General features: G+C 67.9%; 23 protein-coding genes. 13 read left to right on the top strand and 10 right to left on the bottom strand.

Going from position 1 to position 23,640, the window contains the following annotated elements:
• Nucleotides 1-26: 26 nt before the first annotated feature.
• Both RCP37_RS13375 and RCP37_RS13370 read right to left on the bottom strand, forming a co-directional pair.
• Nucleotides 27-485 (bottom strand): ferritin-like domain-containing protein, encoded by a 459-nt coding sequence (locus tag RCP37_RS13375; RefSeq protein ID WP_308483570.1) that lies wholly within the window; start codon nucleotides 483-485, stop codon nucleotides 27-29.
• Nucleotides 482-937 carry a hypothetical protein gene (locus tag RCP37_RS13370; RefSeq protein ID WP_308487079.1) on the bottom strand — a complete coding sequence of 152 codons (456 nt, stop codon included), beginning with the start codon at nucleotides 935-937 and terminating at the stop codon, nucleotides 482-484. The genes RCP37_RS13375 and RCP37_RS13370 overlap by 4 nt, the downstream gene beginning before the upstream one ends.
• Before the next feature lie 246 nt (nucleotides 938-1,183).
• Here RCP37_RS13370 and rimP point away from each other — a divergent pair, with 246 nt between their 5' ends.
• The 8 genes from rimP (at nucleotide 1,184) to RCP37_RS13330 (ending at nucleotide 9,582) form a co-directional block, all read left to right on the top strand.
• The gene (gene rimP / locus RCP37_RS13365) at nucleotides 1,184-1,717 is read left to right on the top strand and encodes a ribosome maturation factor RimP (RefSeq protein WP_308483569.1); all 534 of its coding nucleotides are present in this window, start codon (nucleotides 1,184-1,186) and stop codon (nucleotides 1,715-1,717) included.
• Nucleotides 1,718-1,799: 82 nt separating this feature from the next.
• A complete protein-coding gene (gene nusA, locus RCP37_RS13360) occupies nucleotides 1,800-2,843 on the top strand; it encodes a transcription termination factor NusA (RefSeq protein ID WP_308483568.1) in 1,044 nt (347 codons plus the stop codon).
• Nucleotides 2,844-3,105: 262 nt separating this feature from the next.
• A complete protein-coding gene (locus RCP37_RS13355) occupies nucleotides 3,106-3,396 on the top strand; it encodes a YlxR family protein (RefSeq protein ID WP_308483567.1) in 291 nt (96 codons plus the stop codon).
• Nucleotides 3,397-3,462: 66 nt separating this feature from the next.
• Entirely contained in the window at nucleotides 3,463-6,249 is a 2,787-nt protein-coding gene (gene infB / locus RCP37_RS13350; RefSeq protein ID WP_308483566.1) for a translation initiation factor IF-2, read from the top strand.
• Nucleotides 6,249-6,728, top strand: a complete 480-nt coding sequence (gene rbfA / locus RCP37_RS13345; RefSeq protein ID WP_065040160.1) for a 30S ribosome-binding factor RbfA — start codon at nucleotides 6,249-6,251, stop codon at nucleotides 6,726-6,728. The genes infB and rbfA overlap by 1 nt, the downstream gene beginning before the upstream one ends.
• Entirely contained in the window at nucleotides 6,709-7,701 is a 993-nt protein-coding gene (locus tag RCP37_RS13340; protein WP_373693016.1) for a DHH family phosphoesterase, read from the top strand. Before rbfA ends, RCP37_RS13340 begins: the two co-directional genes overlap by 20 nt.
• A complete protein-coding gene (locus tag RCP37_RS13335) occupies nucleotides 7,694-9,010 on the top strand; it encodes an MATE family efflux transporter (RefSeq protein ID WP_308483565.1) in 1,317 nt (438 codons plus the stop codon). The genes RCP37_RS13340 and RCP37_RS13335 overlap by 8 nt, the downstream gene beginning before the upstream one ends.
• 32 nt (nucleotides 9,011-9,042) lie before the next feature.
• Nucleotides 9,043-9,582 carry a sugar O-acetyltransferase gene (locus tag RCP37_RS13330; RefSeq protein WP_373693183.1) on the top strand — a complete coding sequence of 180 codons (540 nt, stop codon included), beginning with the start codon at nucleotides 9,043-9,045 and terminating at the stop codon, nucleotides 9,580-9,582.
• Nucleotides 9,583-9,593: 11 nt separating this feature from the next.
• Here RCP37_RS13330 and RCP37_RS13325 read toward each other — a convergent pair whose 3' ends face one another.
• Complete coding sequence (locus RCP37_RS13325; protein ID WP_308483563.1) at nucleotides 9,594-9,983, bottom strand: hypothetical protein; 390 nt, start codon at nucleotides 9,981-9,983, stop codon at nucleotides 9,594-9,596.
• Between the two features lie 229 nt (nucleotides 9,984-10,212).
• Here RCP37_RS13325 and RCP37_RS13320 point away from each other — a divergent pair, with 229 nt between their 5' ends.
• Nucleotides 10,213-11,922, top strand: a complete 1,710-nt coding sequence (locus tag RCP37_RS13320; RefSeq protein ID WP_308483562.1) for a hypothetical protein — start codon at nucleotides 10,213-10,215, stop codon at nucleotides 11,920-11,922.
• 60 nt (nucleotides 11,923-11,982) lie between these two features.
• On the opposite strand, the gene RCP37_RS13315 is transcribed toward RCP37_RS13320, so the two are convergent.
• On the bottom strand, nucleotides 11,983-12,738 hold the full coding sequence (locus RCP37_RS13315) for an enoyl-CoA hydratase (protein WP_308483561.1): 756 nt from the start codon (nucleotides 12,736-12,738) through the stop codon (nucleotides 11,983-11,985).
• 33 nt (nucleotides 12,739-12,771) lie between these two features.
• On the opposite strand from RCP37_RS13315, the gene RCP37_RS13310 reads away from it, so the two are divergent.
• Nucleotides 12,772-13,323, top strand: a complete 552-nt coding sequence (locus RCP37_RS13310; protein WP_308483560.1) for a DUF1802 family protein — start codon at nucleotides 12,772-12,774, stop codon at nucleotides 13,321-13,323.
• Nucleotides 13,324-13,336: 13 nt separating this feature from the next.
• Here the strand turns inward: RCP37_RS13310 and RCP37_RS13305 are convergent, their stop codons facing one another.
• The 4 genes from RCP37_RS13305 to RCP37_RS13290 are packed head-to-tail and all read right to left on the bottom strand — an operon-like array spanning nucleotide 13,337 to nucleotide 18,039.
• Nucleotides 13,337-14,539, bottom strand: coding sequence for an acyl-CoA dehydrogenase family protein (locus RCP37_RS13305; protein ID WP_308483559.1), 1,203 nt, complete (start codon nucleotides 14,537-14,539; stop codon nucleotides 13,337-13,339).
• Nucleotides 14,536-15,666, bottom strand: a complete 1,131-nt coding sequence (gene sfnG, locus RCP37_RS13300; RefSeq protein WP_308483558.1) for a dimethylsulfone monooxygenase SfnG — start codon at nucleotides 15,664-15,666, stop codon at nucleotides 14,536-14,538. The genes RCP37_RS13305 and sfnG overlap by 4 nt, the downstream gene beginning before the upstream one ends.
• Before the next feature lie 13 nt (nucleotides 15,667-15,679).
• Nucleotides 15,680-16,825: an LLM class flavin-dependent oxidoreductase gene (locus tag RCP37_RS13295; RefSeq protein ID WP_308483557.1), complete on the bottom strand. Its 1,146-nt coding sequence runs from the start codon at nucleotides 16,823-16,825 to the stop codon at nucleotides 15,680-15,682.
• The gene (locus RCP37_RS13290; RefSeq protein WP_308483556.1) at nucleotides 16,825-18,039 is read right to left on the bottom strand and encodes an acyl-CoA dehydrogenase family protein; all 1,215 of its coding nucleotides are present in this window, start codon (nucleotides 18,037-18,039) and stop codon (nucleotides 16,825-16,827) included. The genes RCP37_RS13295 and RCP37_RS13290 overlap by 1 nt, the downstream gene beginning before the upstream one ends.
• Before the next feature lie 615 nt (nucleotides 18,040-18,654).
• Between RCP37_RS13290 and RCP37_RS13285 the strand changes: the two genes are divergently transcribed.
• Nucleotides 18,655-19,938: a lipase family protein gene (locus RCP37_RS13285; RefSeq protein ID WP_308487077.1), complete on the top strand. Its 1,284-nt coding sequence runs from the start codon at nucleotides 18,655-18,657 to the stop codon at nucleotides 19,936-19,938.
• 48 nt (nucleotides 19,939-19,986) lie between these two features.
• Here the strand turns inward: RCP37_RS13285 and RCP37_RS13280 are convergent, their stop codons facing one another.
• Entirely contained in the window at nucleotides 19,987-20,295 is a 309-nt protein-coding gene (locus RCP37_RS13280; RefSeq protein WP_065040154.1) for a hypothetical protein, read from the bottom strand.
• A gap of 615 nt (nucleotides 20,296-20,910) precedes the next feature.
• Here RCP37_RS13280 and RCP37_RS13275 point away from each other — a divergent pair.
• Nucleotides 20,911-21,195, top strand: a complete 285-nt coding sequence (locus tag RCP37_RS13275; protein WP_308483555.1) for a hypothetical protein — start codon at nucleotides 20,911-20,913, stop codon at nucleotides 21,193-21,195.
• A gap of 14 nt (nucleotides 21,196-21,209) precedes the next feature.
• The gene (locus RCP37_RS13270) at nucleotides 21,210-21,947 is read left to right on the top strand and encodes a DUF5642 family protein (RefSeq protein ID WP_308483554.1); all 738 of its coding nucleotides are present in this window, start codon (nucleotides 21,210-21,212) and stop codon (nucleotides 21,945-21,947) included.
• On the opposite strand, the gene RCP37_RS13265 is transcribed toward RCP37_RS13270, so the two are convergent.
• Nucleotides 21,894-23,636, bottom strand: coding sequence for a CocE/NonD family hydrolase (locus RCP37_RS13265; protein ID WP_308483553.1), 1,743 nt, complete (start codon nucleotides 23,634-23,636; stop codon nucleotides 21,894-21,896). The two genes, RCP37_RS13270 and RCP37_RS13265, sit on opposite strands and share 54 nt — an antisense overlap.
• Between the last annotated feature and the right edge of the window lie 4 nt (nucleotides 23,637-23,640).

Here is a 23,640-nt window from a genome sequence, read left to right as displayed (position 1 = left end):
CTTCGCCCGGTCGAGGTCAGTCTCCCTCAGTCCGGGCCGCCCGGGAAGGCCTGGGTGATCGGCCAATTGCCCAGCGCGCGATTCCAGTGCGCGGCCAGCACGGCGCTCTGGCCGAGCGCGGTCGCGGCGAATTCCCGATCGGCGGCATCGCTGGTCTGTTCGACGACCGCGCGCCACGCCGCCGCGGTGTCGTTCTCCATCCGGACCGCCAGCCGCAGCGCATCGTTGGACGTGGTCACCGGCATGGGCAACTGATATCCGGCCGCGGCGGGCGGGACGGCAACTGAGCGGCTGGTCAGGATCGCGATGGTGCGGTCCCGCCGTTCGCGGTGCTGACGGATGGTGGTGACCACCAGATCGTTGAATTCCGGCAGCGAGTACGCCGACACCAGCCCGTAGCCGTAGACGGCTCCGTATTCGGTGGCCAAGGCATCGGTCAGGGCCGCGTCGGGGCCCGACGCCGGGCGGGGCTCGGGAGATGTCATGCCTGCACCACCAGGGCGACTGCGTAGGAGGCCGTGCAGGCCGCGGCGATGGAGGCCAGCAACCCGGCCCGGTAACCCGACGAGGCGACCGCCAGCTTCCCGGCACTGTCCGCGGCGGCCCGCAACGCGTTGATCACCTGCGAGACGGTCGGAGCGGGCGCGTCCGGCGCGGCACTGGGCGTGCTGGTTTCGGTCTCGTCCGCCGGCGTCTTTCCGGCGGCGCGGGCGATCTCGGCTGCCAGCGCTCGGGCATGGTCGGTTCGTTCCTGCGACACCTGATCCAGTGCTGCGGCCAGCGCCTTGGACTCCGGGTCGGTCAGTGCTGTGGCGGCTGCGGTGGCCAGCTCGCTGTCGCGTAGTGCCAGCTGTCGCTGCGCTTCCAGATCGTCGACGAGGGGCGCCGTTGGAGCCGAGCCGCAGGCCGGCGCCGCAAGGGCCAGCAGGGCAAGCATCCCGGCACCGGTGAGCACGCGCCGTCGGTCGATGGCGGACAGGGGGCCGGGCACCCTGACATCCTGCCATTGCGACTGTGCGGCAGGGACGCGACGTGGCCGCGAGCGGGCCAAGGTACGCTGACGGGCGCTTTTGCCGGTTTGCTGTGGCTGTGTTTTCCACGGCGTATCGTTGATAACTGGTTCCCGGCCGCGCCTGGCGCGTGGGAACGCGCCGACTGAACAACTCAAGATGAGGAGCTCGCCGTGGCCACCGGGCTACCTTCCCAGACGCAGGTGATCGAGCTGCTCGATGCTGAGTTCACCCGCGCCGGATTCGAGATCGAAGACGTCGTCGTCGACGATCAGGACCCGCTGCCGCGAATCACCGTGGTCGCCGACGGCGACACCCCACTGGATCTGGACACCGCCGCGGCGCTGGCCCGCTCTGCGTCGGAATTGCTCGACACCTTGGAATTCGACCACCAATACGTGCTGGAGGTCAGCTCGCCCGGCGTGGGCCGGCCGCTGACCTCCGCCAAGCATTTTCGGCGTGCGCACGGTCGCAAAGTTGACCTGACGCTGTCCGACGGGTCAGGTCTGACCGGTCGAGTGGGCGTCGTCGATGACGAGATCCTGACGCTGGTGGTGCGTGCCGGGCGGGACTGGAACCGTCGCCGTCTGCCACTGAGCGAAATCAGTCGAGCGGTGGTGCAAGTCGAATTCTCGCCGCCGAGCGAACGTGAGTTGGAGTTAGCGGGTATCAAGGCCCCCGAGCCGGGAACGGAGGCCGGAGCATGAATTGCGCCGGCGACGATGCGGTGGGGGCACCCCCAGCCGGTCAACGGCTAGGGGGACATAGGGACGGAGAGGAGTGGCGCCAATGAACATCGACATGGCCGCGCTGCATGCGATCGAGGCAGACAAGGGCATCTCGGTTGACGTGGTCGTGGACACGATCAAATCGGCGTTGCTCACCGCGTACCGCCATACCGAAGGTCATCAGGCCGACGCGGTGATCGATGTCGACCGCAAGAGCGGCGTGGTGCGGGTGCTGGCTCGCGAGATCGACGACGACGGCAATGTGATCAGCGAATACGACGACACGCCGGAGGGCTTCGGGCGTATCGCGGCGACCACGGCCCGTCAAGTGATCCTGCAGCGGCTTCGGGACGCCGAGAACGAGAAGGCCTACGGCGAATTCTCGGCGCGGGAGGGCGATATCGTCGCCGGAGTCGTCCAGCGCGACGCGCGGGAGAATGCGCGCGGTGTCATCGTGGTGCGACTCGGTACCGAGGCCAAGGGCTTCGACGGCGTCATCCGCCCCGCAGAGCAGGCACCCGGTGAGGCCTACGAGCACGGCGACCGGCTGCGCTGCTACGTGATCGGTGTGACCCGGGGCCTGCGCGAACCGCGGATCGAGCTGTCGCGCACCCACCCGAACCTGGTGCGCAAGCTGTTCGCCTTGGAGGTCCCCGAGATCGCCGATGGGTCGGTGGAGATCGTCGCGGTCGCCCGCGAGGCCGGCCACCGATCAAAGATCGCGGTGGCCTCGCAGGTTCCCGGGCTCAACGCCAAGGGCGCCTGCATCGGCCCAATGGGCCAGCGAGTCCGCAACGTGATGAGCGAACTGGCCGGCGAGAAGATCGACATCATCGACTATGACGAGGACCCGGCGCGCTTCGTCGGCAACGCGCTGTCACCCGCCAAGGTGATGTCGGTGACCGTGATCGACCAGGCTGCCCGAGCCGCGCGCGTGGTGGTGCCGGACTTCCAGCTGTCATTGGCCATCGGCAAGGAAGGCCAGAATGCCCGGCTGGCGGCCCGGCTGACCGGCTGGCGCATCGATATCCGCAGTGATATCCCGGAACCCGGCGCCAACGGCGCCGAGCGTGAGGCCGGTCAGGGCGTGCCGCAAGAGCACTGAGCGGGACCCGACCAGGAGCACTGAGCGGGACCCGACCAGCGCGCCACACGTGCACTGCCGGGTTCATGCGGCGGTTCCAGCTTCGGCTCTCCTGCGTCGAGCCTCGCTGAACCGCCGGGTTCGGATTCGGGTGGTTCGGGTCATCGCCGTTGTATGGGTAGACTGAGCCGTGATCCAGCGCGAGATTTCGACAACCGCCTCGCGGACGCACCGTTCCCCAGATGGACCGGTGCGCACGTGTGTCGGATGCCGGAAACGTGCGTTGACCGTCGAATTGCTTCGGGTGGTCGCGGTGTCAACGGAGAACGGCAACGGCGCCGTGATCATTGACCGCGCGGGCAACCAACCGGGGCGGGGTGCGTGGTTGCATCCCGCATCGGATTGCCTGCACGCGGCGATTCGGAGACGGGCATTCGTGCGCGCGCTGCGGATCAGCGGTTCCCCGGATGTATCCGGGGTGGAGGAGTACTTCGAAGAATTCGAAGATCGGCTCACCGCCCCGGGCAACAGAACAGGTAGCGAAGAACATGAGCACACCGTGAAGTCCCGATGACCATGCGTCATAGCTAAACCCGAGGCGCGGCCCACCACCGCTGTCGCCTCATAGACAGGAGATGTAGTGGCAAAGGCCCGCGTACACGAGTTGGCCAAGGAACTCGGTGTCACCAGCAAGGAAGTTCTCGCCCGCCTGAGCGAGCAGGGCGAATTCGTCAAGTCGGCATCCTCAACCGTGGAAGCCCCCGTCGCGCGGCGGCTGCGCGAGGCCTTCGGCGGCGGCAAGCCTGCGCCGAAGGCAGAAGCGCCCGCGGCCCCGGCGCCCGCCAAGGCCGCCCCGGCCCCGGCGGCAACCCCGGGACCGGCGAAACCGGCACCGGCACCGGCAGCACCGGCCCCTGCCGCTGACGGTGCGGCCGCAAAGCCCGCCGCTCCCGCCGCCGCAAAGCCGGCGGCTCCGGCAGCTCCAGCGGCTCCGGCCGCGCCCGCGGCCGAGACCCCGCCGCCGGCAGCGGCAGCACCCTCCCCGGCGGCTCCGCCCGCTCCCGGCCCCCGGCCGGCAGCACCCGGTCCCAAGCCCGGCGCCCGCACCCCGCGCGTCGGCAACAACCCGTTCTCGTCGGCGCAGCCGGTTGAGCGCGCCATCCCGCGTCCGCATCCGCAGGCGCCCCGCCCGGGCGGAGCACCCCGGCCCGGCATGCCGCGTCCCGGCGGCGGCGCGACGCCGGGCAACATGCCCGGACGCTCCAGCAACTTCGGCGCACAGGGCCGCCCGGCACGTCCCGGCGGTCCGCCTCGTCCCGGCGGCGGTGGCCGACCCGGTGCTCCCGGCGGCCGTCCCGGCGGTCCCGGTGGCGGTCCGGGCGGTAACTACCGCGGCGGCGGGGCCGGCGGTCCCGGCGGCGGAGGTGCCCCCGCAGGCGCCGGCGCCGGCGGCTTCCGCGGTCGCCCCGGCGGCGGTGGCGGCGGCGGTCGTCCCGGCCAGCGCGGCGGTGCGGCCGGCGCCTTCGGCCGTCCCGGCGGTGCACCCAAGCGCGGACGCAAGTCGAAGCGGGCGAAACGCGCCGAGTACGAGAACATGCAGGCCCCGGTCGTCGGTGGTGTCCGGTTGCCGCACGGCAACGGCGAGACCATCCGGCTGGCCCGCGGCGCATCGCTGAGCGACTTCGCCGAGAAGATCGACGCGAACCCGGCTGCCCTGGTGCAGGCGCTGTTCAACCTCGGTGAGATGGTCACCGCCACCCAGTCGGTGGGTGACGAGACGCTGGAGCTGCTGGGCAGCGAGATGAACTTCGTGGTGCAGGTCGTCTCGCCTGAGGACGAGGACCGCGAGCTGCTGGAGTCCTTCGACCTGACCTACGGCGAAGACGAGGGCGGCGAGGAAGACTTGCAGAGCCGGCCGCCGGTGGTCACCGTCATGGGTCACGTCGACCACGGCAAGACCCGACTGCTGGACACCATCCGCAAGGCCAACGTCCGCGAGGGCGAGGCCGGTGGCATCACCCAGCACATCGGCGCCTACCAGGTGTCGGTCGACTTCGACGGCTCCGAGCGTCTGATCACGTTCATCGACACCCCGGGTCACGAGGCGTTCACCGCCATGCGTGCCCGTGGTGCCAAGGCCACCGACATCGCGATCCTGGTGGTGGCCGCCGACGACGGTGTGATGCCCCAGACGGTGGAGGCGATCAACCACGCCCAGGCGGCTGACGTGCCGATCGTGGTGGCGGTCAACAAGATCGACAAGGAAGGTGCCGACCCGGCCAAGATCCGGGGACAGCTCACCGAGTACGGACTGGTTGCCGAGGACTTCGGCGGCGACACCATGTTCGTCGACATCTCCGCCAAGCAGGGCACCAACATCGCGGCCCTGGAAGAGGCGGTTCTGCTGACCGCCGACGCCGCCCTGGACCTGCGGGCCAACCCCGACATGGAGGCTCAGGGTGTGGCGATCGAGGCTCACCTGGACCGCGGTCGCGGTCCGGTGGCCACCGTGCTGATCCAGCGCGGCACGCTGCGGGTCGGCGACTCGATCGTGGCCGGCGATGCCTACGGCCGGGTGCGGCGCATGGTCGACGAGCACGGCGACGACGTGGAAGAGGCGCTGCCGTCGCGGCCCGTCCAGGTCATCGGGTTCACCTCGGTGCCGGGCGCCGGCGACAACCTGCTGGTGGTCGACGAGGACCGCATCGCTCGCCAGATCGCCGACAAGCGCAGCGCGCGTAAGCGCAATGCGCTGGCGGCGCGCTCGCGCAAGCGGATCTCGCTGGAGGACCTGGACTCGGCGCTGAAGGAAACCAGCCAGCTGAACCTGATCCTCAAGGGCGACAACGCCGGTACCGTCGAGGCGCTGGAAGAGGCCTTGATGGGAATCCAGATCGACGACGAGGTGCAGCTGCGGGTGATCGACCGCGGTGTCGGTGGCATCACCGAGACCAACGTCAACCTGGCATCGGCGTCGGACGCGATCATCATCGGGTTCAACGTGCGCGCGGAGGGCAAGGCCACCGAGCTGGCCAACCGCGAGGGTGTGGAGATCCGGTACTACTCGGTCATCTACCAGGCCATCGAAGAGATCGAGAGCGCGCTCAAGGGCATGCTCAAGCCGATCTACGAGGAGAAGGAGCTGGGGCGCGCCGAGATTCGCGCCATGTTCCGCTCCTCCAAGGTGGGCAACATCGCGGGCTGCCTGGTCACCTCGGGCATCATGCGCCGCAACGCCAAGGCGCGGTTGCTGCGTGACAACGTGGTGATCGCCGAGACCGTCACGATCTCCTCGCTGCGGCGGGAGAAGGACGATGTCACCGAGGTCCGCGACGGCTACGAGTGTGGTTTGACGCTGACCTACAACGACATCAAGGAAGGCGACGTCATCCAGGCCTACGAGCTCGTCGAGAAGGCTCGGACGTAGTGGCTGACCCAGCACGGGCACGCCGGCTGGCCAAGCGGATCTCCACGATCGTCGCCTCGGCGATCGAGTATGAGATCAAGGATCCGCGGCTGGCCGGCGTGACGATCACCGACGCGAAGGTGACCGCTGACCTGCACGACGCGACCCTGTACTACACGGTGCTGGGCCGATCTCTGGACGACGACCCCAACTACGGCGGTGCCGCTGCCGCGTTGGAGGGCGCCAAGGGGGTGCTGCGGTCCAAGGTGGGCGCAGGCACCGGGGTGCGGTTCACGCCGACCCTGACGTTCGTGCGGGACACCGTCCCCGACGCCGCCCATCGGATGTCGGAGTTGCTGGCCGCAGCCCAAGCCGCCGACGCCGACCTGGCCCGGATACGGGAGGGCAAGAAGCCGGTCGGGGACGCCAACCCGTATCGCGAGGCACCTGGACAAGCGGGTGCCGACGACAGCGGTGACGGTGAGCAGTCGGGCGACTGACCCGCTGCCCACGGGCCGGCGGGTCGACGCCGTCGGAGCCGTGGCACTGCTGGCGGGCGCGAGCACGCTGGCGGTGATCTGTCATGTGCATCCCGACGCCGACACCATCGGCGCCGGGCTGGCGCTGGCCTCGGTCCTGCGACGGCGCGGCAAGGCGGTCGAAGTCAGTTTCGCCCGGCCGGCGGCGTTGCCGCAGTCGCTGCAATCGTTACCGGGCGGCGAGTTGCTGGTCGCTGCCGACGCGATGCGTCGCGACGTCGATCTGGTGGTGACCGTCGACGTCTCGAGCGCGGATCGGCTCGGGGAGCTGGGGCAGCTGGCGGTCGGACGCGAGCTGCTGGTGATCGACCATCACGCGTCGAATCAGTTGTTCGGCACAGCCAATTACGTTGACGCGTCAGCAGATTCGACGACCATGATGGTGGCAGAACTGATCGACGCCTGGGGCGAGCCGATCGATGCGGACGTGGCGCACTGCCTGTATGCGGGGCTGGCCACCGACACCGGGTCGTTCCGGTGGGCCAGTCCCCGCGCGCATCGGCTGGCAGCGCGGCTGGTGGACGCCGGAGTCGACAATGCCGCGGTCGCCCGGACCGTGATGGACACCCACCCGTTCGGATGGCTGACGATGCTGTCGCGGGTGCTGGCGGGCGCGCGACTGCTGCCGGACGCAGCGGCCGGGCGCGGGCTGGTCTATGCGGTGGTCGACCATGCCGAGTGGACCGCGGCGCGGCCGGAGGAGGTGGAGAGCATCGTCGACATCGTGCGCACCACCGCGCAGGCCGAGGTGGCGGCGGTGTTCAAGGAGATCGCGCCGGGATGCTGGGCGGTGTCGATGCGCGCCAAGTCGGCGGTGGACCTGAGCGCCGTGGCTGTGGCATTCGGCGGCGGAGGGCACCGGCTGGCCGCCGGATACTCGGTCACCGGCACGGCAGCGGACGTGGTTGCCGGGCTGGTCGCCGGCCTTGGCTGAGGATTCCGGCGCCGGCACCAAACGGATCGCGGCGCTGGCCCTGCCGGCGCTGGTGGTGTTGGCCGCCGAACCGCTGTATCTGTTGTTCGACACCGCGGTCATCGGCCGGCTCGGCGCCCTGGGCCTGGCCGGTCTGGCGATCGGCGGGATGGTCCTGAGTCTGGTCGCCTCGCAGGCCACCTTCCTGTCCTACGGAACGACGGCGCGATCGTCGCGGCATTTCGGTGCCGGCGATCGCTCCGCCGCGGTCGCCGAGGGTATTCAGGCCACCTGGCTGGCCCTTGGCCTGGGCGTGGTCGTCGTGCTGGCGGTGCAGGCGGTGGGAGAGCCGCTGGTCTCGACCATCGCCGGACGCGACAGCATCGCGCAAGCCGCGTGGGCGTGGCTGCGGGTCGCCATTCTTGGTGCTCCGGCAATTCTGGTGTCGCTGGCGGGCAACGGATGGCTGCGCGGGGTGCAGGACACGGCGCGGCCGCCGCGTTATGTGGTGGCCGGCTTCGCGCTTTCGGCGCTGTTGTGCCCGCTGCTGGTCTACGGCGCGCTGGGCATGCCGCGCTGGGGTCTTGCCGGCTCGGCGGTGGCTAACTGTGTGGGCCAGTGGCTTGCCGCGCTGTTGTTCCTGCGTGCCCTGTACTGCGAACCGGTGTCATGCAAGCTCGACGGCGCAGTACTGCGGGCGCAACTGGTCATGGGACGCGACCTCATCGCACGCTCGCTGGCATTTCAGGCCAGCTTCGTCTCGGCCGCCGCGGTCGCGGCACGATTCGGGGCCGCAGCGTTGGCTGCTCATCAGATCGTGTTGCAGCTGTTCAACTTCCTGGCGTTGGCCCTTGATTCGCTGGCGATCGCCGCGCAGGCGTTAGTGGGTGCGGCGCTGGGCGCATCTGACGTCCGACACGCCAAGGCGGTGGCCGGCCGGGTCACGGTGTTCTCCCTGGTTGCTGCTGCCGCGCTGGCGGCGGGATTGGCCCTCGGTGCGCACCTGCTGCCGGGATTGTTCACCAACGATGATGCGGTGCTGGCCGCGATCGGGGTGCCATGGTGGTTTCTGGTGGCCCAATTGCCCATTGCCGGAATTGTTTTCGCCCTCGACGGGGTGCTACTGGGAGCCGGTGACACGGCGTTCATGCGGACCGCCACGGTGATCAGCGCGCTCGTCGGTTTCCTGCCGCTGGTGTGGCTGTCGTTGGCCTTCGGTTGGGGGCTTGCCGGAATCTGGTCCGGGCTGACCGCTTCTCTGGTGTTGCGATTGCTGTTCGTCGGGTGGCGGGCACTGTCTGGGCACTGGGTGCGAGCCGGACGGCCGTAGGATCGACTGGCGTGAGTGATCAGCGAGAGCGGATGCTGCGCGGGGCCCTGTATCGGCCCGACGACCCGGACCTGGTCGCCGGCCGGCGGGCATGTCAGCGCGTGGTCGCGGCGTTCAACGCCACCGGGCCAGACGACGAAGACAGCCGCCGTGAGCTGCTGGGCGAACTGCTTGGATCATTCGGGGCGGACTCGGAGATTTTGCCCCGATTCTCTTGCGACTACGGGATATACATCAGCATCGGCGTCAACTGTTTCGTCAATTACGACGCGGTCTTTCTGGACTGCGCGCCCATCACCATCGGGGACCATGTGTCGATCGGACCCCGCGCCCAGCTGCTGACGGCGCTGCACCCCATCGATGACATCGAGGCACGGCGGGCCGGCTGGGAGTCGGCCGCTCCGATCACCCTTGGTGACAACGTGTGGCTGGCGGCAGGGGTGATCGTGTGCCCCGGCGTGACGATTGGAGCCGACACGGTCGTGGGAGCCGGCAGCGTGGTGACCCGCGATTTGCCGGCCGGCGTGCTCGCGGCCGGAAATCCGTGCCGGATCCTTCGGCCGATCGGCTAGTCGGCGAGGTCTCAGCCGTCCACTCCGGCGTTCAACAGGAAGCCGCCGGCCACGAAGGTGACCACGAAGATCAACCAGCCCAGTGCCGGCCAAACGACCATGCGGCCCCCTCGGCGCGCGCCGACACCCATGCCCGCCAAGGTGGTGAGCACCGCCGCGCCAATGCCGCCCCAGGCAACCAGGTACGCCCCGTTGATCAGGTTGTAGTCACAACGATGGTTACTGGAACACACGTCGGTCGCCATCCCGGCGAACATCGAATAGATCAAACCCAGGCCGCACGTCAGAAGCAGTAGCACCGCGAGCAGCGTTGCGGCGATCACATCTCCGGGCCGCCGACGCGGCGGCGGAGCAACGTTGCCGTAGGGCCGCGGGGGACGGGGCGGGTAGTTCTGTGTCACGGCTAAGTCCACCTGGGTGTGTCCGGTTTGCTGTCTCAGCGTAACCGCGCTCCAGCCCGTCGGGGCGTTCTATTTGTCCAGCTTATTGACAGGAAAAAACCTACAGTGCCTATCTATACATTTAGGTTACTCGCGGGTAGCGTTTTGCCCGCTGTTACCGGTGGCGCACGCCTGACCGCGTAGGTGTAATCCACTGACTTGGGAAAACGACGGAGATGGGAAGCGCACAATGATGCATTACCGACTGATCGCCGCAGGTCTGGCCACCGGGGGTGGGCTGCTTACTGCGGCGTTCTTGCAGGCCGCGGTCGCCGTGGCGGCTCCGGGCGACGACGCCGTGTCGCCGAGTGCCACCGGTGCCGACGCCTTCACGATCCGCGGATACACGTTTGATCCCTTCAACGACGCCACCGGCGCGGAGGGGTTCTCCCTGGTTCACCCGCTTACCGGCTCTGCTCCGCTGCTGACCTTGGGTGGCGGTAGCCCCGGCGGCCTGTTGCCCACCGCGCCGCAGAACTTCGAAGTGTTCGGTGCCGACGGCACCAGCCTGGGCAGCATTAACTCCAGCGTCGTCGTCACCAACCTGGCGGGTCTGTCCAACACCCAGTTCACCGTCACCGAAGTCACCGCAGCATCCGGCGGATCGGCAGCAGATCTGCCGACGTCAGGCTCGGTCTATGACGTCTTCAACTTCGGCGGGGGTTTCGCGAACGTCTACGTCGCTACGCCGGGCGAGGACGGGACGGTCACCGACACCTTTGTGACCCCCTGGGGAAGCATGGACCTGAGCTCGATGTTCGCCGGATTCAACGCGGCGGACCCGCTGCAGCCGGGCGACGCCTTCGCCGCGCTGCAGGCCGGAGCGTCGGGCGGCGGCGCGGACGCCTTTGCCATCGGTGGCCTCACGCTGGATCCGTTCACCGGTTCCGGCGACTCCGCGGTCGAGGGGTTCTCACCGGTCACCGCGCTCGGCGGCGCGGCGCCGCTGCTGGCCATCGGCGGCGCATCCCTGGGCGACCCGAGCCACCAGGGCAACGGGCTGGCCTCCCAGGACTTCCACGTGTACAGCGGCACCGGTGACGACGCCACTCAGATCGGCACCATCAACACCGCGGTGGATGTGACCAACCTGTTGGGCTTGACCAACACCCAGCTTGTCGTCACCGACGGCTCGGAAACCGGCGACGGCTTGCCGGCGGTGGGGACGGTCTACGACGCGTTCAACTTCGGTGGCGGTTTCGCGAATGTCTACGTCGCCACCCCGGGCGAGAATGGCACGATCACCGACACGTTCGTGACCCCGTTCGGCAGCATGGACCTGAGCTGGCTGTTCAGCGGCATGGCCACCGGGATCTCGATGGACCCCGGAGCCGCATTCGGCGCCCTGAGCAACGGCGCTGTGGGCGAGGACGCTTTCACCATCGGCGGCACCACCTTCGACCCGTTCACCGGGTCCGGCGCCGACGCCGCCTCGGGGTTCACGCCGGTCTTCCAGACCGTCGGTGCCCTGCCGTTCCTGAACATCGGCGGCGGCACCCCCGGCCTCGACCTCGGGGGCACCTACTTCCCGCTCCCGATCACGTCGCAGGACTTCAACATCTATGACGGCACCGACCTGCTCGGCACCGCGCACGCGCAGGAGACCGTCACCCAGTTGTTGGGCCTGACCACCACGGAGTTCGTCATCGATGGTGTGACGCCCGGTGACGGCGACGCCGTTGGCCTGCCTGAGATCGGTTCGGTGTACAGCGTGCTGAGCCTCGGTGGCGGTTTCGCCAACGTCTACTCCGCCATCCCCGGTCTCGACGGCGCCGACAGCACCATCACCGACACGTTCGTGACCCCGTTCGGCGACTTCGACCTGAGCGGGCTGTTCGGTGCCTTCGACGCCTCGGCGTTGATGGACCCGGGTGCTGCGTTCCTGGGGCTCGACTTCTAGCAGTTCGCCTCAACAAACACGTCCCGGGCGGTGCGCCAGCACCGTCCGGGACGTGTTTTGTCACTGCACCTGGGCGCGTCCCCGTTCCAGTACGGCCGCCCGGTTGGCGGCGACGTCGGCGCCGGTCACGGCGTTCAGCCACTGTTTGGCCGCCATCGCCTCCAACCACAGTCCGGTGGCGGTCTGCGACTCGTCGATGCGGTGATAGGAGGCCAGCAGCGCACGCACCGCGGCCTGGTTGTTGCCGACGACCGACGCCGCCACCCGAAGGGCGGCCGGCAACAGCTCGTCGTGCGGCACCACTTCGGTGACCAACCCGGCCCGCAGCGCATCGGCAGCCGACAGGTAATCGCCGGTCAGGCTCATCCGGCGGGCCAAGCCCACGCCGACCTTCTGGGGGAGTCGGACACTGAGGCCCCACGACGGCAGCAAACCGACGCGGGCGTGGGTGTCAGCGAATCGGGCCTGCTCCGAGGCAATCAGCACGTCGCAGTACAGCGCCAACTCAAGCCCGCCGGTGACCGCCGCACCGTTGATGGCGCCGATCACCGGCTTGGTCATCGGTGGCCACTGCGGGGAAATGTCTGCAATGCCAGTGGATTCACCGAACTCCTTGAGGTCCAACCCGGCACAGAACACCGGATCGGCGCCGGTCAGGATCAGCACGTCGACGTCGTCGTCGGCGTCCGCATCGGCCAGCGCGCCGAAGATGGCCGCACGCAGCGCGCCGGAGAGCGCATTGCGGGCCTTCGGGCGGTTGAGGGTCAGGGTGCGGATGCGGTCCTGTGTCTGAACCAGCAGAATGTCGTCGCTCACCGGTTCACCGTAACCCCGGCTACGCTGGGCGGAATGCACGGTATGGCGTTGAAGGAGTGGAGCGCTGTCATTGCCGCGCTGCTGGCCGGCCGGCAACGAATCCTGCTGCGTAAAGGCGGCATTCACGAGAAGCGCTTCGATGTCAGCGCCGACGAGTTCCTGCTGTTCCCGACCTCGGTACACAGCCACGCCGAGCGCGTCCGGCCCGAACACCGCGACCTGCTTGCGCCGGCCGCTGCCGACTCCACCGCGGAGCAGGTGCTGGTGCGGGCCGCTGCGAAAGTCGTTGCAGCGCTGCCTGTCGAGCGGCCCGAGGCGCTGGAGGACATCGCGGACCTGCACATCTGGACCGCTGAATCGGTGCGTGCCGATCGGCTGGATTTCCGGCCCAAACATCGGTTGACGGCGCTGGTGATCCAGGTGTTGCCGCTGTCGACACCGGTGCGGCTGCCGCGCAGCCCCGACTATGCCGGCTGTGCCAGCTGGGTGCAGCTCCCGGTCACCGACCCGGAGTTGGGTGCCCCGGTGTTCACCGCCGAACAGCTCCAGGCGGTGACCGCCCGGGTCCGCGACACCGTCGGATGAGCGGCCTGGCGGGTCAGATCTGTGCGTGATTGGGCGGCCGAACAGCGGCGAGCTCCCATGCTCCGATGTGGTGGTACTTCCAATCCACGGGATCGTGCACGCTGTGGGTACGGGCGTTGCGCCAATGCCGATCCAATCCGTGCTTGAGGTCGGTTCCGCTGGCCCCGGTCAACGCGAACAGCTCGTTGGCCGCGTCGACCGCCACGTCGCTGGCGAACGCCTTGGCCTGGGCAACCGCGATCGACCCGTGTGCGGCGGTGTCGGGGCCGGTCGGCACCAAGCCCAGCCCATCGAGGACGTCGGCTGCCCAGCGCAGCAGCTGCACGGCGGCTCGGCTGCGGGTGGCCAATCTGCCGAACCGCAACCGGATGTTGGGATCCTCGGCGGCAGTCGGCGCATGGTCGGCCCGGTACGCCTCGGAGAACGGTCTGCTGCGGGTTCGCACGAACTCTGCGGCATCGGCCAGCGCCCCCTGCGCGATCCCGGCTTCGATGGCCGCGTGCACCAACTGGGCTCGCGCACCGAGCAGTTGTGGTTCGGTGAACGCTGTCCAGTACGGCACGACGAATCCGGCATCGACGTGCACCCCGTCGAAAGTTGTTGTGCCGCTGACCGTGGAGCGCTGTCCCATCGCCGACCAGTCCTCGCCGATGGTCACCCCCGCACGGTCGCGCTCGACCAGTGCCAGCACCAACCGGCCGTCGGGGTCCAGCGCGCTGGCGGCCAGCCAGCGGGCGGTGATGGCACCGGTGCTGTAGTACTTGATGCCGTCCAGGCGCCAGCTCGGACCGTCGGCAACCAGTCGGGTCTTGAGGTCGAGGGCGTGGGTACCGCCACGCTCGGCCAGCACCGGCGCAACCCGTCCGCCCTCGGTGACTGCGGACAGGACCCGACTGCGCTGCTCTGGCGTGCCCAACAGGCGCAGGACATCGATGGCTAGAAAGTGGCCCTGCGGGATCTGCGCCAACGCCGGGTCGGCGGCGGCGATGGTTCTGATCACCTCGGCCAGTGTCACCGGGCCCAAACCGGATCCGCCGTCCGCGGCGGGGACGGTGATCGCCGCCAGACCGGAGCGGTCGAATTCGGCCAGTTCGACACGCGGGACGTTCCCGGCTCGGTCTCGGTCAGCCGCACCCGGACGCACGGCGGCCGCGAAGGCCTCAGCGGCAGCGACTGCTTCGGCGTGGCTGCCCAATGAGGCTGCTGAACCGGTCACGGCAGTGCCGGCGCCGGTACGGGCGCCAAACCGGCATGTGCCTCCAGTTCGCGCACCAGCGGAAGCACGTTGCGGCCGAACGCCTCGACTTCTTCCTGGAAGTGCAGGAACCCGGCCAAGATCAGGTTCACGCCGAGTTTGCGGTAGGCGACGATGCGCTCGGCGACCTGTTCGGCGGTGCCGATCAACTGCGTGCGGAAGCCGTCGTTGTATTGCACCAAGTCTTCGAAGCTGGAGTCCGCCCACATGCCCCGCTGGTCTGTGGTCGACGCGCCGGCCTGACGCACCGCCGCACCGAACCCCTGTACCGCGGGAACATCGGCCTTGGCGATGATCTCGCGCAGCACCTCTTTGGCCTCTGCCTCGGTGTCGCGCACGATGACGAAGCCGTTCAGGCCGAAACGCGGCGGCTCGGCGCGTCCGGAATCTGCTGCGACCCTGCGAAGGTCGGCCAACTGCGCGGTGACCCCGTCGAAGTCGTTGCCGTTGGAGAAATACCAGTCGGAATAGCGACCGCCGTTGATGCGGGCTGCGGTGGAGTTGCCGCCCTGGAAGATCTCCGGGTGGGGCCGGCCATCCCAGGAAAGGGGTTTGGGTTGCAGATTGAAGTCGCGGATGCGGTAGAAGTCGCCGGCCAGGTTAGCTGGGTCCTCGGTCCAGATCGCCCGCAACGCCTGGATGAATTCAGCACTGCGCCGGTAGCGTTCGTCGTGCTCGAGCCACGGCTCGCCGAGCTTGGTGAACTCGTCCTTGAGCCAGCCGCTGACGATGTTGACCGCCACCCGCCCGTTGGACAGATGGTCGGCGGTCGCCAGCCACTTCGCGAGCACTCCCGGCTGCCACATGCCCGGGTGCACCGCGGCGATCACCTTGAGCCGCTGTGTGGCCAGCAGCAGGGCCAGGCTGAAACTGGTCGACTCGTGCTGATATTCGGCGCTGTAGCTGGCCGTGTAGCGGACCTGAGTCAGTGCGTATTCAAAGCCGGCTTCCTCGGCGATCCGGGCCAGGGCGACGTTGTAGTCGTAGCTCCAGTCGGTGCGTTGCTCAATCGTCGAGGTGACCAGTCCACCGCTGACGTTGGGAACCCAGTAGGCGAAGCTCAGCGGCGTGGGGGCATTGGTCGGCATTGCCTTGTCTTCCTTAGGTTGTCAGTGAGGTAACGGGGTGGTCGAGCAGCCCCCGCTCGGCCAGAATCGGCAGCACACCCTCCCCGAAGGAGAACGCCTCCTCCAGGTGCGGGTAGCCCGACAGAACGAACTCGTCCAGTCCCAGGCGGTAGTACTCCTCGATGCGGTCGGCGACCTCCTCGTGGCTGCCCACCAGTGCGGTTCCCGCGCCGCCTCGGACCAGGCCCACACCGGCCCATAGGTTCGGTGACACTTCGAGCTGATCGGTCCGCCCGCCGTGCAGCTCAGTCATCCGTCGCTGACCTTCCGATCCGGATTTTTGTTGGATCTGCTGGGCACGCTGGATCTGCTCGGGGCGCAGGCCGGCCAGCAATCGGTCGGCTTGAGCCCAGGCCTCTGCCGCGGTGGGCCGGCTGATGACATGCAGTCGGATCCCGAACCGCAGCTCGCCCGAGGCCGCCCGCGCCGAACCCACGTCCTTGACCCGCCGGCGAACCGCATCGAGCTTGTCGGCGACCTGTGCTGGTGGTTCGCCCCAGGTCAGGTAGACATCGGCGTGCTTGGCGGCCACGTCGATAGCCGCGGCCGAGGACCCACCGAGATAAATCTCCGGCCAGGTCGATGCGGGCACGATGGTCGCATCTTCGACGAAGAGGTGATCGCCGCGGAATGTGACGGGATCTCCCGCCCACAGCTGCCGGAAGACCGTCAGGAACTCGGCGGCGCGGGCGTAGCGCGCGGTCTTATCCAAGTCGTCGCCGAACCGCCGCTGCTCAGCGTCGTCACCGCCGGTGACGACGTTGAGCAGCAGCCGGCCCCCCGAGACCCGCTGGAAGGTCGCCGCCGCCTGGGCCACCAGAGTCGGTGCCTGCAGCCCCGGACGGAAGGCCACCAGAAACTTGAATTGCGTGGTGAGCTGGCTGAGCGCGGCGGTGAACACCCAGGCGTCCTCGCACCAGCTGCTGGTGGGGGTCAGCGCCCCGGTGAACCCGAGTTTCTCCGCCGCTCCAGCCACCAGACGCAGGTAGTCCAGGTCCGGCGCGCGGTCGGCGCCGTAGGGGTTGACGCGGCTGCCTGCCGAACCGACGGCGTTCCCCAGACTCAGATCGCTGCGGGAATCTCCGTTGGTGGGCAGGAACCAGTGCAATGTGATGGCCATCAGCGGTAGAGCGAGAACTCGGGGTGCCGGTGGTTGAGCACCCAGTCACCGACCTCACGCGCTTTGTATGCGACCGGGTCGTGCAAGGTGTGCGTACGCAGGTTGCGCCAATGCCGGTCGAAGCCGTAGGCACTGGTGGTAGCTCGGGCGCCCTGGATCTCGAACAGTCGGCTGGCGGTCCGCAAGCCGACCTCGGTGGACAGATACTTCGCTTCGTACACGGCGATCGCGGCCTCGGCGCGCTGGTCCTCGGTCAGTGTGGGGCCGATGTTGATGGCTTCCTGCAGCGCCTCGCCGGCCCGGTCGGCCAACAGCGCTGCGGCCCGTACCTGACTGACCAGCTCGCCGACGGTCTGCAGGATGTACGGATCGTCGGTGGCGCGGTCTACGCCCGAGGACTCCCATGGTGTGGCTTTGTCCCTGGTCCAAGCCAATGCCTCGGTGAGCGCACCCTCGGCGGTGCCCACGTAGAAGTTGACGAAGGCCAACTGCCAGTGCGGGGTGATCAGCGTCTGGTACGGACTGAGGGTGCCACCGGTGAACGGTTCCTCACCGAGTACCTCGTGATGTTCGATGCGCGCGTTGACCACCCGGACACCGCCCGAGTCCGTCAGGCGCTGGCCGATGTTGTCCCAGTCATCGAGGAAGGTGAAACCCTGCCGCCCTCCGCGGGCGTCGAGGGAGAGGAAGACCTGCGCCCCGTCCAGCAATGCGGTGACCGACAACTGGTCACCCGTGCTCGCGCCGCTGGCAAAGGTCCTGCTGCCGTTGAGCAGGAAGCCATCTCCGTCGCGGGTCAAAACCAATCCCGAACTGCCACGCGGGTTTTGGATGCCACCCCAGAATAATTTCTCGGTGGCGTTGCGACGTGACTGGGCATCTGCCTGCGCGGGCGTGCCGAACAGCCGGGCGACCCGGGTCTGGGCGAAGTGATAGCCGAGCAGGTGGGAGATCGAGGTGTCGCCGCGGGCGATCCGCCTGGCGACCAGCGAGGCCTGCGCGTAGTCCAGCCCCGATCCGCCGTATTCGACCGGCTCCTGGATCTGAAGCAGATCGTTGGTGCGCAGCAGCTCGATCTCGGCGCGCGGTGTCGCATTGGCCTTGTCGCGCTCGGCCGCGGTCTGGTGAAGCTGTTCAGCGACCCGGTCAGCGGTGGCAAGCACGTTAGCGAGGGTTTGGCCGCTGGCGGCCGGCCGCTCGGTGACAACGGTCATGGGGAACTCCTTGGACAGGCTCAGTGGCACACCGGATGTCTGGCTTTGTCACCAGATACAACGTGCCGGAGTCGATCCCGGCCAGCATGAGCTTCGGCCGGTCGCGGCGGCCGACCGCTGCTGAGCAGTGCCGATGCTGTTTCGACGAGCTAAAAGCAAAGCGATTCGAATTGCGTGGGGGACAGCGCAGATATTCAGCTGGGAAAGCAGCGACGGTGCGCCTCGTGGCGGTGCGGACTGCCGGTAGAGGATCGCGGCGCCCGACGTAGTAGCCGGCGCAGCATTTTTCGTTCGGCGAGGACTTAACCGTTATCGAATGCTAAGCCGCTGTTCACAGCTTTGTGACCTCTGAGCACTAGTGCGCCGCCTGTTGCTTATCGGCGTGGAGTGAATTTTGCTTCCGTCCTGAATCGCCGTCCGACGCACGGTGATCTTGCGGGCCTAGCTGTGCCGACGGTCCAAGCGTCCAAAGAGGAAGAACCAATGAGGTTTACGACTAATCGTGATGACTTGTCCGCAGTGATCCGTCGGTGGCGGACGCGCACCGATTGCGCAGTCCCGGGGTCAGTGGTCAGTCCGGTGACGGGCCGGAGGGTGCAGGCGCACCTGGCAGCGGTGGTGGCGGCGGTCCTGGTGGCTGCCGGTTGGTTGAGTCTGATACCTGGCCCGGTAGCGAACGCCGACGACGTCAAATACGAAGCGTTCTACACACCGCCGGCTCCGCTGCCGGCCGGAGGTCCCGGGGACCTGATTCGAAGCGAGCCGCTGCGGCTGGTTCTGGAGCCGTCGGGTCAATTGGGTGCCTTCGTCGGGACTGGAACGCGGATCATGTACCGCGGCACGGATGCTCAGGCGCATCCGGTTGCGGTCACCGGCGCCTACATCGAGCCCGACGTGCCCTGGCCGGGGCGCGGACCGCGTCCCCTGATCGCCTATGCGACGGGTCCGTACGGGGTCGGTGAGCAGTGCGCCCCGTCGCGATTACTCGACCAGGGCATCCACTTCTCACAAGGTTTCGATCTGACGTTCAACTACGAAGAGGGCTTCATTGCGACGCTGTTGGCACGCGGGTTCGCCATCGTGGTGACCGATGGGGTCGGGCTGGGCACACACGGACCGCAGTCGCCACAGTTCCTGAATCGGGTTGCTGCCGGAACCGCGCTGATCGACGCGGCCCGCGCAGCCCAGAAGCTGCCCGGCACATCGCTGGACCCGCACGGGCCGGTCGCGTTCTGGGGCTGGGCATCCGGCGGGCAGGCGTCGTTGTCGGCGGCCGAGCTGGCACCGACGTACGCGCCAGAACTCAACGTTGTGGGCACTTACGCCAACGCGCCGCTCAGCAATGTGGTCGAGGCGATCCCCGGCGTCGACGGCAACTTCTTGGCCGTGCTCGCCGGCTACTTGTTGCGCGGCATTCAGGCGTCGTATCCCGAGACCGACCAAGCCATTTGGGATGCGCTTACCCCGCGCGGAGTCCAGATGCTGGACTGGAGCGGGCACACCTGCTTGGTGCAGGGCGGCGTTGACTACGCGTTCCGTCACTTGCAGTTCTGGTTCAAGGACGACCTGAATGAACTCGCCTCGGCCGAACCGCTCAAGACGATCTTTTCTGCACAACGGGTTGGAAACATTAAACCCAAGGGGCCGGTGTATATATCGCACAACCGCTGGGACCCGTTGGCGCCCTATACCTCGGCCCGTGACACCGCGCGCGACTGGTGCAAGTTGGGCGCGGACGTCGAACTATGGACCAACGAACAGCCTCCGTTCCTGAACAAGATGGACATCAACATCCTGTTGCCCCAGTTCGTCGATGGTGAGCGGAGTATGGCCTGGGTCAGCGATCGCTTCAACGGTGTCTCGACCAACTCGAACTGCTCGGCAATCCTGGCCGAGTGATGTTCCGTCGCGATTGGGCGAGTGCAGGTCCGGTGGTCGCGGCGAATGCTACCGCCGCGACCGCAGGGTCCGAATGATCTGTGCCGAGAGTTCGGGGTCGGCGAGCAGTTGGTCGATCAGCGCTGTCATGACTTCCTGCCCGGTGATGCGCGCACATCCCACCCGGTCGGCGGCGTCGCGCTGCCAGAGGTCGAGGCCGCGATGTTGGGCCGGTGACAGATCGACCGTGCGGCGGGTTCGCGTCTGACGCAGCGGGATTGGCTCAGTCGGCTTCATCCCCGTGTCGCGAGTCGGTGCCCAGCCGGTGGCCGGGGCGCCGATACTGCGGTTATTGAGGGAATCGCTGGCAGTGCTCATTGTGTAGACCTTCGGTTGCGGCGGAACCTCACCCTGGTACTCACGCCAGCGTAACCCGTCAACCGTCGCCTGGTAGTGCGCAGTTAGCAGGGCCACGGTCCGGTGCTCGCGATCGGGATCGCCCGAGCCGGTTCTCGGCGGCATGGGCCTCGATCGCAGTACGCAACGTCGCATCTAGGCGGTCGGCGGCCATCGCCTTACTGCGGCGCTCGTATTGCTGCTTCACGATCGCATACCCGCATGCCCCAGGACTGTTTGGAGAGCGCTACCTGATCGGATGCGCGCTAATTCGGTCGATAGCAATTATCTGCGGCAATATCAATGCAAGGTTAGAGAAATGTTAAACGCGCTTGATCGGTCATGATTGCATTAAATACGGACATCCGTGAATCAGTGGTTCAGTAGATCAGTAGATGGCCTCTGAACAGGTATAATATCTTGCTACCTGCCTCATTGGGGCTCGTTAGATGTCCAATGAGCGGGCGTCGAAAAAAATGTCAATCCAACCGTTGTCGAGCGCGGTATCCGATGCTAGCCTCCGAATATCAAGATAATTTCGGGAATCTTGACAAGGGAGAGGGAATCATGTTGATTTCGCGGAATTCGTGCCGACGCATGGCAGTCGGAGCGATCAGTGCCGGCACGATCGCCGGCGCGCTCTTGGTCGGCCCCGCGGGACCGGCGCAGGCCTTCCCAGGGGAGGTTGCGGCACCGCCTGCCACCGTCCAGGTGGCCGGTAACCAGGTCGGCGCTCCGGCCGGGTTAGGGAGCCGGCTCGGTATCGACCGCGCACCGGCGGACACCGTGTTCGCCACCGACCTGCGTATGGCGCCCATGCCGCAGTGGTGGGGCCACCACTGGCGTCATCGCCTGTGGCACCGGTGGTGGTGGTGGTGGTGATCGAGGTGTCGGTCATGCCACGTGTTGATCGAGGTCGGCGACATGCCGGCAGGCACGGACTGGTAGTGCTGGCCGCACTCGGCGTTGGGGCAACCCTCGCCGGGTGCGGCGCTAGCACCGAAGTCGCTCCCGCAGCCGGTCCGGTTGCGTCGCAGCCGCCCGCCGCCGAGCCCAGCCCGGCACCTTACGACATCTCGCGAGTCGGCGCCGTCGCCGACGACTTTCCGCAAGGCTTCACCGCGCAAGCGCACCAGGCTAAGACGCTGGGGCAATCCGATATCGACGGGTCGGCGGTCGCGGCGTTCACCGATGCCCAGGTGGATCCGGCACAGTGCCGGTCGGTGGTCATCCCGCCGTACGTCGATCCGACAGTCGGCACCGAAGCTGCCGGCGTGATCGGGCAGGGCGATCAGGGCAACATGTACGTTGTCGCCCTGCGATCGCCCAATCCCGTTGCGGCTGAGTCGGAACCGGCGGGCTGTGATCAGATCTCGCTGGCCGGTTCGCCGGAGGCGACCGGGACCGTGGAGCGTATCCCGGCACCGGCCATCGCCGGCATCACCACGACCGGGGTCAAGCTGAGCGTCGCGGGCCCCGAGGAAGACCCCGACTACCTGTACACGGCGGCGCTTGACGATCGAACCTCGGTCGTCGTCATGGGCAGTGCGGATGCGCAACTGGACCCGCAGCGGCTGATGTCAGACCTGCTGGTCAAAGCCGTTTCGGCGGTCCGCGGGCAGCAGCAGTCGTGAGCCGGCCAGCTGGACGGTGTGCGTTGCCGGTCGCTGAGCGGCGCCGCTGATCGCGGGTTCGTCGGTGCCCAGGTTGCGTGCGAACCGGGGATGACAGCCGCCGGCGATCAGCAGCCGGATACGGGAGCCGGCCGCGAAGCGGTGAGCGATCTGATCCAGGTCGATCCGGACCGTGCCCGAGGACTGGCTCAGCCGGCGGTAGCCGTCGCTGACATTGCGTGAGCGTCCGCGGGAGTCGACCTCGCTGACCCTGACGAACAAGTCGACGTTTGGGTTGTCGCTGGAATGCGCCAGCTCCACCACGGGGCCGCCGAGCACGTCGACATCCTCGGTCAGGGGCTGGCCGGTGAAGGTCAGCACGTCGCCGCGGCGCGCCAGCGCGTCGTCGCGCTGGTAGCCGCCGCCCGGGGCGAGCAGCCGCCCGCCCACCGTGGGTGTGGGGTCGGCGGGATCGTAGTGAAAGCTCGCCGCGTCTGTCGTACCGTCGGCCACGGGGGAGTCGGCCAGCCGCCCGCCCACCGTGGGTGTGGGGTCGGCGGGATCGTAGTGAAAGCTCGCCGCGTCTGTCGTACCGTCGGCCACGGGGGAGTCGGCCAGCCGCCCGCCGGGCTGCAGCCACCAGCTTCGCTCGGTCGTCTCGGGCGGCCAATCCGGCATGTCACGCCAGCCTCCGCCGCCGGTGACGTTGACGCGAACCGGGCTGGTTCGCGCCTGCCTGTCGGCGCCGGCCAGGTGAGTGCCGAGCCAGGCCAGGGATTCCGTGGTGACGGTGCGCAGTCCTTTGGTCAACATCTCGGTGTGGGTCCACGGGCCGACGGTCAGCGCGACCTCGGCTCCTCGGTCGCGCAGTGTCTGAAACTGGGTCAGCGACTGCTCCAAGAACAGGTCTTGCCAGCCGCTGAGTAGCAGTACCGGCACTCTGGTCTGCTCCAGCGCCACCGGGTGACGCAACCGGTCCCAGAACGGGTCATCGCGATCAGGGTGCTCGACCCAGGACTCGTACCAGGGCGAGCCGCCGCCCAGCAGGGCCCGGCCGGCCGAACCCAGCGGCAACGCCGCAGTGGCACGTCGGACCCTGCGTTGCGCGGTCAGCTGCTGGAGCCCGGCCCGGATCCGCGGGCGGACTTCCTGGTGGGCCATCATGTGGCTCCAACCCAAAAAGTCGTTGAGCGCGAATGACCCGACACCCCAGGTCGACTGGTACAGATCGTGCGGCCCGACGGTGATGACGGCGGCCTTCAATTCCGGCGGTGGGTCGGCGAGTAACGCCCACTGGGTGAAGCCCAGATACGACAACCCGATGGTGCCGAACGACCCGGTGAACCACGGCTGGGTACGCATCCAGACCACGGTGTCGGCACCGTCGGCGGCCTCGTTGACCATCGGCTCGAACACACCGGCGGAGCCGAAGGTGCCGCGCACACTCTGCAGAATCACCCGGTAGCCGCGGGCGGCGTACATCCGAGCGAACACCAGGGAGAACGGGAATTTGCGGCCGTAGGGGCAGCGCACCAGCAGGGTGCCGACCACATCGCCGGTCGGTTGATAGTGATCGGCGCGCAGCGCGACCCCGTCGCGCATCGGGATCTGTTCTCGGCGCACGGTGTAGCCGGTGGTGGGCGGCGGCAGTCGCCGCAGCGCCCGGTTCACCACAACATCGGCCAGACGCGGCGAGCTGGTGGCGGCCACGGGA

Origin of the sequence: Mycolicibacter sp. MU0102, from assembly GCF_963378105.1 — a bacterium.
GTDB classification, from domain to species: Bacteria; Actinomycetota; Actinomycetes; order Mycobacteriales; family Mycobacteriaceae; genus Mycobacterium; species Mycobacterium holstebronense.
Note: the sequence above shows the minus strand (reverse complement) of the source record. Positions and strands in the feature narration are given on the sequence as shown.

Coding starts and splice junctions, on each gene's coding strand:
- RCP37_RS13320 (WP_308483562.1), top strand. CDS start 10,213: ATGATGCATTACCGACTGATCGCCGCAGGTCTGGCCACCGGGGGTGGG.
- RCP37_RS13290 (WP_308483556.1), bottom strand. CDS start 18,039: ATGACCGTTGTCACCGAGCGGCCGGCCGCCAGCGGCCAAACCCTCGCT.
- RCP37_RS13280 (WP_065040154.1), bottom strand. CDS start 20,295: ATGAGCACTGCCAGCGATTCCCTCAATAACCGCAGTATCGGCGCCCCG.
- RCP37_RS13275 (WP_308483555.1), top strand. CDS start 20,911: ATGGCAGTCGGAGCGATCAGTGCCGGCACGATCGCCGGCGCGCTCTTG.
- RCP37_RS13330 (WP_373693183.1), top strand. CDS start 9,043: ATGCTGCGCGGGGCCCTGTATCGGCCCGACGACCCGGACCTGGTCGCC.
- RCP37_RS13310 (WP_308483560.1), top strand. CDS start 12,772: ATGCACGGTATGGCGTTGAAGGAGTGGAGCGCTGTCATTGCCGCGCTG.
- RCP37_RS13370 (WP_308487079.1), bottom strand. CDS start 937: ATGCTTGCCCTGCTGGCCCTTGCGGCGCCGGCCTGCGGCTCGGCTCCA.
- sfnG (WP_308483558.1), bottom strand. CDS start 15,666: ATGCCGACCAATGCCCCCACGCCGCTGAGCTTCGCCTACTGGGTTCCC.
- RCP37_RS13270 (WP_308483554.1), top strand. CDS start 21,210: ATGCCACGTGTTGATCGAGGTCGGCGACATGCCGGCAGGCACGGACTG.
- RCP37_RS13375 (WP_308483570.1), bottom strand. CDS start 485: ATGACATCTCCCGAGCCCCGCCCGGCGTCGGGCCCCGACGCGGCCCTG.
- RCP37_RS13295 (WP_308483557.1), bottom strand. CDS start 16,825: ATGGCCATCACATTGCACTGGTTCCTGCCCACCAACGGAGATTCCCGC.
- nusA (WP_308483568.1), top strand. CDS start 1,800: ATGAACATCGACATGGCCGCGCTGCATGCGATCGAGGCAGACAAGGGC.